This window comes from Streptomyces sp. NPDC002690 (assembly GCF_053592415.1).
Window position 1 is genome coordinate 1 of the sequence record NZ_JBSFVR010000288.1, and the last position, 9,747, is coordinate 9,747.

The following is a 9,747-nucleotide window of genomic DNA, read 5'->3' on the forward strand; positions in this document are numbered from 1 at the left end:
CCACCGGCGGCCGACGCGGCGGGTGCCACGCGTCAGGCGGTGTCCGCCCGTGCGGTGGCCAGCAGCTCCTCGGCGTGGGCGCGGGCCGTCTGCGAGTCCTCCTGGCCGGCGAGCATCCGGGAGAGTTCGCGTACCCGGTCCTCGCCCTCCAGGACGGTGACCCCGCTGCTGGTCACCGAGCCGTCCACGGTCTTCTCGACGAGCAGCTGACGGTCGGCGAACGCGGCGACCTGCGGGAGGTGCGTCACGACGACGACCTGGGCGGTCCTGGCGAGCTTGGCGAGGCGGCGGCCGACCTCCACCGCCGCCTTGCCGCCGACGCCCGCGTCGACCTCGTCGAAGAGATACGTGGGCACCGGGTCGGAGCCTGCGAAGACGACCTCCACGGCGAGCATCACCCGGGAGAGCTCACCGCCCGAGGCTCCCCGGGCGATCGGCCGGGGCTGGGCGCCGGGATGCGGGGCGAGCAGCAGCTCGACCTCGTCGGCCCCGGACGGCCCGTAGACGACGCTGCGGCCGCCCACGTCGATGCCGGATGCCTCGTCGGGCGCCTCGGCCTGCCGGACGGCGAAGGAGACGCGGGCGTGCGGCATGGCGAGGGAGGCCAGTTCCTCGGTGACCGCCGCGGCGAACCGGGCCGCCGCCCCGGTGCGGGCGTCGGTCAGGGCCTGGCCCAGTTCGGAGAGTTCCGTGCGCAGGGCGTCGCGTTCCTCGGTGAGTTCACCGATCCGGTCGTCGTCGCCCTCCAGCTCCGTGAGGCGTGCGGCGCCTTCCTCGGCCCAGCGCAGCACGGCGGCGATGTCCTCGCCGTACTTGCGGGTGAGGGCGGTGAGCGCGGCCCGGCGCTCCTCCACCGAAGCCAGCCGCAGGGGGTCCGCGTCGAGCTGGTCGGCGTATCCGGCGAGTTCGCCGGACACGTCGGCGAGCAGGATGGAGATCTCCCCGATACGGTCCGCGAGGGCGGCGAGGGCGGGGTCGTGGGAGCGCACGGCGTCCAGCGAGCGGCCGGCCGCGGCGACGACGGTCGTGGCGTCCACGACCTCCTGGTCCTCCGGATTCCCGGCCAGCGCGGTGTGCGCGAGGGCGGCGGCGGAGGAGAGGGCCTCGGCGTGCCCGAGGCGCTCGGCCTCGGCGGCGAGCTCGGCGTCCTCACCGGGCAGGGGTTCGACGGCCGCGATCTCGTCGAGGCCGAAGCGCAGCAGGTCCGCCTCCTGGGCCCGCTCCCGGGCCCGGGTGGTGATCTCGTCCAGCTCCACGACGACGGCGCGCAGCCGCCGGTAGGCGGCCGAGTACTTCTCGTGCGGCACGGCGACGCCGTCGCCCGCGTACCGGTCCAGGGCCTGCCGCTGCCGCGCGGGCTTGAGCAGTCCCTGCTGGTCGGTCTGGCCGTGCACGGCGACCAGTTCGTCGGCGAGTTCGGCGAGGACTCCGACGGGCACGGATCTGCCCCCGAGGTGGGCCCGCGAGCGGCCCTCCGCCGAGACGGTACGGCTGATCAGCAGCGCGCCGTCCTCGATCTCCGCACCGGCCTCCTCGGCCCGCAGCGCGACCGCGTCCCCGTCCTTGACCGTGATCCGTCCTTCGACCACCGCGGCCTTGGCACCGATCCGCACCAGGGCTGGATCGGCACGCCCGCCGAGCAGCAGCCCGAGGCTCGTGACGACCATGGTCTTGCCCGCTCCGGTCTCACCCGTGACCGCGGTGAATCCGGGCGACAGCTCGACCACGGCATCGTCGATGACTCCGAGCGACCGTATCCGCATCTCCTCCAACACGGACACGACCATACGAGGTTTCTCCGCCCCCGTGCGACGGACCCCGGTCGCGACTCACCCGCACGCGTCCGCGCACGGCCCCGGACCACCGGTTCGGGGCGGGTCTCCGGGGGCCGTGCGCGGCCTCGTCACTGCGGCAGACCGCGCCACCCGGAGACCGGCAGCGCGAACTTCGCGACCAGCCGGTCGGTGAACGACGCGTGGTGCAGTCGCGCCAGCCGGACGGGTACGGCTCCGCGCCGCACCTCGACGCGGGCACCGGCGGGCAGCTCGACGTTCCGGCGGCCGTCGCACCAGAGGACCCCGTGCGGGGTGTGCGGCTGGACCTCCACCGCGAGCACCGACGACGGCGAGGTGACCAGCGGCTTCGCGAACAGGGCGTGCGCGCTGATCGGCACCATCAGCAGGGCCTCGACCTCCGGCCAGACGACGGGGCCGCCGGCCGAGAACGCGTAGGCGGTCGAGCCGGTGGGAGTCGCGCAGACGATTCCGTCACAGCCGAACCCGGTGACGGGCCGGCCGTCGATCTCCAGGACGACCTCCAGCATCCTTTCGGGCGAAACCTTCTGCACGGCCGCTTCGTTGAGGGCCCAGTCGGTGTGCACGACGGCACCGTTGCTGTGCACCACCACGTCGAGCGTCATGCGTTCCTCGACCTCGTACGCCCGGGTCACCACGCGGGCGACCACCCGGTCCAGGTCGTCGCGCTCGGCCTCCGCGAGGAACCCGACCCGGCCGAGATTGACCCCGAGCATGGGAACGCCCGAGGCGCGCGAGAACTCCGCCCCGCGCAGCAAGGTGCCGTCGCCGCCGAGCACGATCAGCAGCTCGCACCCGTCCACCGCCGCGGGGGTCGCGTCGGCGACCGTCTCCACGGTCGACGGGAGCGGCAGGTCGGCCGCCTCGGCCTCCAGGACCCGCACGCCGAGGCCGTTGCGCAGCAGTCCCTGCACCACGAGCTCGGCACTGCGGATCGCGGCCGGACGGCCGGTATGCGCCAAAAGAAAGACTGTTCGTGCCGTACTTGTCGTCGTCGTCAACGAGGCCCCTCCGCCACTGCACGGTCCACATCTGCCGGATCCAGTTCGGGTGCGCCGGCCCGCAGCCACAGAAAGTACTCGACGTTCCCCGAGGGGCCGGGCAGCGGACTGGCCGTCACCCCGCGCACACCGAGCCCCAGCGCCGCTGCCCGGCGGGCGACTTCGCGTACCGCCTCGGCGCGCAGCTCGGGGCTGCGCACCACTCCGCCGCTGCCGAGCCGTTCCTTGCCGACCTCGAACTGCGGCTTGACCATGAGGACCAGGTCGGCGTCGGGGGCGGCGCAGCGCACCAGCGCGGGCAGGACGAGCCCCAGCGGGATGAAGGAGAGGTCGCCGACCACCAGGTCCACCGGCAGCCCGTCGATGTCGTCGAGCGTCAGTTCACGGACGTTGGTGCGGTCCTTGACGACGACCCGCTCGTCCGACTGGAGCGACCAGGCGAGCTGGCCGTAACCGACGTCGACGGCGAGGACCTGCCGGGCGCCGGCGCGCAGCAGCACGTCGGTGAAGCCGCCGGTGGACGCCCCGGCGTCCAGCGCGCGGCGGCCCTCCACCTCCAGTCCGAGGGGTACGAACGCGGCGAAGGCGCCGGCGAGTTTGTGCCCGCCGCGCGAGACGTACTCCGGATCGCTCTCGTCCTTGGCCACGACCACGGGTGCGCTGGTCTCCACCTGGGTGGCGGGTTTGGTCGCGACGAGGCCGCGCACGGAGACGCGCCCCGCGGCGATCAGCTGGCTCGCGTGCTCGCGCGAGCGGGCGAGCTTGCGGTGTACCAGCTCTGCGTCGAGGCGGCGACGGGCCACTCCTGCCACGGTTACGTTCAGCTCCTGTTGTCGTACGGGGGTGCGGGTGCGGGCCCGGCGTCCAGTGCGGTCAGCGCGTCGCGCAGCCCACGGTGTACATCCTCGTACACCTCGGTGTGTCCGTCCGCCGCGAGGTGGTCGGCGTCGGCCAGCCGCTCCAGCGCGGCGTCCACGGCCGGGTTCCCGGTGGGGGTGCGGACGACGCCGAGGGGGGCGGGGGCCGCGGGCTCGTGGGAGGGCGCGGCAGGCTCGGGAGAGGGCGCGGCGCCGGGGCCGGCCGCCTCCTCGCCGGGGGTGGTACGGGGGTCGTCGGCGCCGTCGCCGGACGGAGCCGGGGGTGTCTGCGCGGGGGCCGTGCCGGACCCCGCCGTCCAGTCGCTCATGCGGGAACGCTACCCCGGTGGGCTGCGGTACCGTCGATCACGATGGCGACCATGGCAGAGTGCCGCAGCGCACTGGACAGACTTTCCGACAATCTCGCGGGCGCGGACGGCGACGTCCGCAGCGCCGCCTCCCTGGACCGCTCGCTGAGCTGTCACATCAAGGATCTCGATGTGACGTTCGCCGGCCGGCTCACGGACGGCCGCATCCGGGTTCTCGACACGGTCGAGGGCCCACCCCGGGAGAAGGCCGAGATCAGGCTGGCGATGACCGGCGACGACCTCGTCGCGCTGGTGGACGGCGACCTCAACTTCGCCAAGGCGTGGGGCGCGGGCCGGGTCCGCCTGGAGGCGGGGTTCCGGGACCTGCTCAAGCTCAGATCGCTGCTCTGAGAGCCTGCCCGGGCCCCCCTGGCTGAGCCCGGCCGGGCCGCCCGACCGGGCCCGGCCGTCAGAGCCCCAGGCGGGCGACGGCCTTCCCCGCGTCGAGGGCGCAAGCCTTCGTGCCCCCGTGGGTCCACGCGGCGCCGCAGAGCGCCCGCAGCCCGTCGATCGGGGCGAGGGCGTCCCCCTCGCCCTCCAGGGCCAGCTCCTGCCCGCGTACGGACGCGGTCCACCCGCCGCAGCGGGCCGTACCGTCCTCCACCGTCACCTCGGGCTGCCCGGTGAGCAGCCCGCGCAGGTCCCGGTCGACGTACGTCGGGCGGTGCTCCGGCACCGCCGCGACCAGCTGGGCCGCGTCGGTCACTCCGGTGAGGACGAGCAGCGAGTCCACTCCCCCGTTGAACGCGCCCTCGATGTCGGTGTCCAGGCGGTCGCCGACGACGAGCGGCCGCTCGGCCCCGGTACGCAGCACGGTCTCCCGGTGCATCGGGGGCAGCGGCTTGCCCGCGACCTGCGGCTCGGCGCCGGTCGCGATCCGGACGACCATGACCGCCGCGCCGTTGCCGGGGGCGATGCCCCGCGCGCTGGGGATGGTCAGGTCGGTGTTGGAGGCGAACCAGGGCAGGCCCCGGTTGATCGCGTACGAGGCCTCGGCGAATCGCGACCACGGGAAGTCCGGACCGCCGTACCCCTGCGCCACCGCCACCGGCTCGTCGTCCGCCGAGTCGACCGGGACGAGCCCGCGCTCCTCCAGGGCGACCCGCAGACCCTCTCCCCCGATGGCGAGGACCCGGGCGCCCGCCGGAAGCTGGTCCGCGACCAGCCGGGCGACCGCCTGCGCGGACGTGATCACGTCGGAGGGCTCGGCGGGCACCCCCAGCTCGGTCAGGTGGGCCGCCACCGCGGCGGGGGTCCGCAGCGCGTTGTTGGTGACGTACGCGAGGTGCATCCCGCCGTCCCGGGCGGTTCCGAGCGACTCGACGGCGTGGCCGATGGCCTGCCCGCCCGCGTACACGACCCCGTCGAGGTCGAGCAGAGCGGTGTCGTACGCCTCGCTCAGCGCCGTAGTGCTGCCGAGCGGCCGGGACCTGTCCTGCTGACTCATTGTGTTCGCTCCTCGTTCGACGCCTCTGCCCCGATCATCCCGCATCGCCCCACCCCACCTACGATGCGGGGATGGACACATCGGGGGACGCCGCGAAGGGGCTGCGTCTGCTCCCCTTCCGCGGACTGCGCTACGTCCCGGAACGGGTGGGCAGCCTCGCGGCCGTGACCTCTCCGCCGTACGACGTGGTGGTACGGCCGGACGGCCTGCACCACCTGGAGTCGGCGGACCCGCACAACATCGTGCGGCTGATCCTGCCGCAGGACGGCTCACCGGAGGCCCGCAACCGGCAGGCGGCCCGGACCCTGGCCGAGTGGCTCGCCGAGGGCGTCCTGGCCACCGACCCCGAGCCCGCCCTCTACGTCTACGAGCAGCGCGGCAACGGCCTCCTCCAGCGCGGCCTGATCGGTTCCCTGGAACTCTCCCCCGCCGCCGACCGGGTCGTCCTCCCCCACGAGGAGGTGATGGACGACGTGGTGGCGGACCGCGCGGCCCTGACGCGTGCCACCGGCGCCCACCTCGAACCGCTGCTCCTCACCTACGTCGGCGACGGCACGGTGTCCGGCGCGGCGGCGGTCGTCGAACGGGCGGCCCGGCGGCCCCCGCTGCTCACGACCACCACGGAGAACGGCCTGCGGCACCGGCTGTGGGCCGTGACCGATCCGGCGGAGCAGGCCGAGGCGGCGGCCGGTCTCCTTCCCCGCCAGGCCCTCATCGCGGACGGCCACCACCGGTGGGCCACCTATCTGCGGCTCCAGCGGGAGCACGGCGCCCCGGGGCCCTGGGACTTCGGCCTGGTCTTCCTGGTCGACACCGCCCGCTACCCGCTCCAGGTACGCGCGATCCACCGGGTGCTCCGCCGGCTCGCCCCCGCCGACGCCCTCGCGGCGCTCGACGGCCGGTTCCGGGTCCGCGAGGTGGCGGGCCCGCTCCCCCGCGCGCTGGGCGCGCTCGCCGCCGCGTCCGAGGAGGGCAACGCCTATCTGCTGGCGGGCGACGGTACGTACCGCCTCGTCGACCGGGCGGACCCCGCCCTGCTCGCCCGCACGGTCCCGGCGGGCCGGCCCGAAGCCTGGCGCACCCTGGACGCGACGGTGCTGCACGAGACGCTGCTCGCCCGGGTGTGGCACGTCCCGGACACCGCCGAGGACATCGCGTACCTCCACGACCCGGTGGCCGCGGTCGAACAGGCCGAGCGCTCCGGCGGAACGGCCGTCCTGATGCATCCCGTACGCGAGGCCGTCGTCCGGGACCTCGCCCGGCAGGGCGTCACCATGCCGCGCAAGTCCACGTCCTTCGGCCCGAAGCCGGCGACGGGCCTGGTGATGCGGAGGCTCGGCGCGGACTGAGCGGGCGGATCATCCGGCGGGAAAATCTGCGGAACATCCGGCGGGTACGAAGAAGGGCGGCACTCCCGGAGGAGTGCCGCCCTTCTTCTACCTTCTACCGCCGCTCACACGGCTCGTACCGTTCAGCCCTTGGCCGGTCCTTCCGCGTCGGGCTCACCGGCGTTCCGCTCGGCCTGGGGGGCCGTCTCGGCGGGTGCTTCCGCGCTCTCGGCGGCCGCGTCGGCACGGTCCGCCCACGCGTTCAGCTCGTCCTCGTCGTCCTCGTCGTCCTCGTCGTCATCGTCGTAGTCGTCGCCCTCGTCGGTGGCGTCGGCGATGGTGGCCGGGACCTGGACCGCGGGGGCGGTGTGCTCCTCGGCGGGGGCGGTGCCGACGGTGGACGTCGCGTCCTCCTCGTCGTCGTCCATGGCGTCCACGAACTCGACCCCGTCCAGCTCGGCGAGCCGGTCGGAGGCGTCGGTCGCACCGTCCTTGTCGGACTCCAGGGCCTTGCCGAACCACTCGCGGGCCTCGTCCTCACGGCCCGCCTCCAGGAGCGCGTCGGCGTACGCGTAGCGCAGGCGCGGGGTCCACGGGTGAATCGCGTTGGAAGCCAGCTCGGGGCTCTGCAGGGTGACGATGGCGGCATCGATCTGCCCCATGTCACGGCGGGCCCCTGCGGCGACCAGGCGCATCTCGACCTGGCCGGCCTTGTCCAGCTTCTGGACCTCGGGATCGCCCGCCATCGCCATGGCGCGCTCGGGGCGGCCGAGACCGCGCTCGCAGTCCGCCATGACGGGCCACAGCTCCACGGAGCCGGTCATCCGCCGGGCGGCCCGGAACTCGGCCAGCGCCTCCCCGTACTTCTGCGTGGCGTACGCGGCGAAGCCCGCCGCCTCACGGACGGCAGCGACGCGCGAGGCGAGCCGGAGGGCGACGCGGGAGTACCCGTACGCCTCCTCCGGGTCCTCGTCGATGAGCCGGGCGACCATGACGAGGTTGCGCGCGACGTCCTCGGCAAGGGTCTTCGGCAGGCTCATGAGCTCCTGACGCACTTCCTTGTCGATTTCAAAGCCCGTGACGTCGTCCGGGATGGGCAGCCGCTTGATGGGCTCGCGGTCACGGTCGCCCTGGTAGCCACCACGGTCGTCGCGCCCCTGGTAACCGCCACGGTCGTCGCGCTGACCACGGAAGCCACCACGGTCGTCGTCACGACGGGGGGCACGGTCGTCACGACGGAAGCCACCGCCCGAACCGGAGCCGCCACGGTCGTCGCGACGGAAACCACCGCCCGAACCGGAGCCGCCACGGTCGTCACGACGGAAACCGCCACCGGAGCCACCACGGCTGTCGTCACGACGGAAACCGCCGCCGGAGGGGCGGTCGTCGTCACGGCGCGGGCCGCGCGGACGGTCGTCACGGCGCTCGAAGCCACCCGGGCGGCCACCACGGTCGTCATCGCGGCGAGGAGCGCGGTCGTCGCGCTGACCACGGAAGCCACCACGGTCGTCGTCACGACGGGGGGCACGGTCGTCACGACGGAAGCCACCGCCGGAACCCGAACCGCCACGGTTGTCGTCACGGCGGAAACCGCCACCGGAGCCACCACGGCTGTCGTCACGACGGAAGCCACCGCCGGAGCCGGAGCCGCCACGGTCGTCACGACGGAAACCGCCACCGGAGGGGCGGTCGTCACGGCGCTCGAAGCCACCCGGGCGGCCACCACGGTCGTCATCACGACGAGGAGCGCGGTCGTCGCGCTGACCACGGAAACCACCACGGTCGTCGTCACGACGGGGGGCACGGTCGTCACGACGGAAGCCACCACCGGAACCCGAACCGCCACGGTTGTCGTCACGACGGAAGCCACCACCGGAACCGGAGCCCCCACGGTTGTCGTCGCGACGGAAGCCACCGCCGGAGGGGCGGTCGTCACGGCGCTCGAAACCGCCCGGACGGCCACCACGGTCGTCATCACGACGAGGGGCACGGTCGTCACGACGGAAGCCACCACCGGAACCCGAACCGCCACGGTTGTCGTCACGACGGAAGCCACCACCGGAACCGGAGCCCCCACGGTTGTCGTCGCGACGGAAACCGCCACCGGAGGGGCGGTCGTCACGGCGCTCGAAACCGCCCGGACGGCCACCACGGTCGTCATCACGACGAGGGGCACGGTCGTCACGACGGAAACCACCGCCGGAACCCGAACCACCACGGTCGTCGCGACGGAAACCGCCACCCGAGCCGGAGCCACCACGGTCGTCACGGCGGAAACCGCCACCCGAGCCGGAGCCACCACGGTCGTCGCGACGGAAGCCACCGCCGGAGCCGGACCCGCCTCGGTTGTCGTCACGGCGGAAACCGCCACCGGAACCCGAACCGCCACGGTTGTCGTCGCGACGGAAGCCACCGCCGGAGCCGGACCCGCCACGGTCGTCGCGACGGAAGCCACCACCGGAACCGGAGCCACCACGGTTGTCGTCACGGCGGAAACCGCCACCCGAGCCGGAGCCGCCACGGTCGTCGCGACGGAAACCACCGCCCGAGCCAGAACCGCCACGGTTGTCATCGCGACGGAAACCACCACGGTCGTTGTCGCGGCGCGGGGCGGCAGAGCGGTCGTCACGACCGCCGTGGGAGCCGGCCCTGTCGCCACCGTCCCGGCGACGCGGCTCGCGATCCGGACGATCGTCGGGAGAGTTGGTGGACATGGGTACGACTCCTGTCTTTGGGTACTGCAAACATTCTCGCGCAGCCGACCTGACGACGCGCTTCGGGAAAACAAAAGGACCCTTGGTCCCAGCGTGAACGCTGGGACCAAGGGTCCTTGAAAGATTGTTCGGCGGCGTCCTACTCTCCCACAGGGTCCCCCCTGCAGTACCATCGGCGCTGAAAGGCTTAGCTTCCGGGTTCGGAATGTAACCGGGCG

The 9,747-nt window shown here is 73.6% G+C and carries 9 protein-coding genes and 1 rRNA gene; 2 read left to right on the forward strand and 8 right to left on the reverse strand.

All coding sequences use genetic code 11. From position 1 onward, the window contains the following. Positions 1–32 precede the first annotated feature (32 nt). The 4 genes from recN to ACWD3D_RS27570 form a co-directional block, all read right to left on the reverse strand. Entirely contained in the window at positions 33–1,787 is a 1,755-nt protein-coding gene (recN, locus tag ACWD3D_RS27555; RefSeq protein WP_451463487.1) for a DNA repair protein RecN, read from the reverse strand. A 116-nt stretch (positions 1,788–1,903) separates the two neighbouring features. After that, positions 1,904–2,815, reverse strand: a complete 912-nt coding sequence (locus ACWD3D_RS27560; RefSeq protein ID WP_451463488.1) for an NAD kinase — start codon at positions 2,813–2,815, stop codon at positions 1,904–1,906. After that, a complete protein-coding gene (locus ACWD3D_RS27565) occupies positions 2,812–3,627 on the reverse strand; it encodes a TlyA family RNA methyltransferase (RefSeq protein WP_386892859.1) in 816 nt (271 codons plus the stop codon). The genes ACWD3D_RS27560 and ACWD3D_RS27565 overlap by 4 nt, the downstream gene beginning before the upstream one ends. 8 nt (positions 3,628–3,635) lie before the next feature. Next, entirely contained in the window at positions 3,636–4,001 is a 366-nt protein-coding gene (locus tag ACWD3D_RS27570; RefSeq protein ID WP_451463489.1) for a hypothetical protein, read from the reverse strand. A 42-nt stretch (positions 4,002–4,043) separates the two neighbouring features. On the opposite strand from ACWD3D_RS27570, the gene ACWD3D_RS27575 reads away from it, so the two are divergent. Then, entirely contained in the window at positions 4,044–4,391 is a 348-nt protein-coding gene (locus tag ACWD3D_RS27575) for an SCP2 sterol-binding domain-containing protein (protein ID WP_451463490.1), read from the forward strand. A gap of 58 nt (positions 4,392–4,449) precedes the next feature. Here ACWD3D_RS27575 and ACWD3D_RS27580 read toward each other — a convergent pair whose 3' ends face one another. Beyond that, the gene (locus ACWD3D_RS27580) at positions 4,450–5,487 is read right to left on the reverse strand and encodes an HAD-IIA family hydrolase (protein WP_451463491.1); all 1,038 of its coding nucleotides are present in this window, start codon (positions 5,485–5,487) and stop codon (positions 4,450–4,452) included. 71 nt (positions 5,488–5,558) lie between these two features. On the opposite strand from ACWD3D_RS27580, the gene ACWD3D_RS27585 reads away from it, so the two are divergent. Next, positions 5,559–6,836, forward strand: a complete 1,278-nt coding sequence (locus ACWD3D_RS27585) for a DUF1015 family protein (protein WP_451463492.1) — start codon at positions 5,559–5,561, stop codon at positions 6,834–6,836. A 122-nt stretch (positions 6,837–6,958) separates the two neighbouring features. On the opposite strand, the gene ACWD3D_RS27590 is transcribed toward ACWD3D_RS27585, so the two are convergent. The 3 genes from ACWD3D_RS27590 to rrf form a co-directional block, all read right to left on the reverse strand. Beyond that, the gene (locus tag ACWD3D_RS27590) at positions 6,959–7,870 is read right to left on the reverse strand and encodes a tetratricopeptide repeat protein (protein WP_451463493.1); all 912 of its coding nucleotides are present in this window, start codon (positions 7,868–7,870) and stop codon (positions 6,959–6,961) included. Continuing rightward, the gene (locus tag ACWD3D_RS27595) at positions 7,852–9,444 is read right to left on the reverse strand and encodes a hypothetical protein (protein WP_451463494.1); all 1,593 of its coding nucleotides are present in this window, start codon (positions 9,442–9,444) and stop codon (positions 7,852–7,854) included. The genes ACWD3D_RS27590 and ACWD3D_RS27595 overlap by 19 nt, the downstream gene beginning before the upstream one ends. Positions 9,445–9,655: 211 nt before the next feature. Next, a 5S ribosomal RNA gene (rrf, locus tag ACWD3D_RS27600) occupies positions 9,656–9,747 on the reverse strand; the annotation flags it as partial.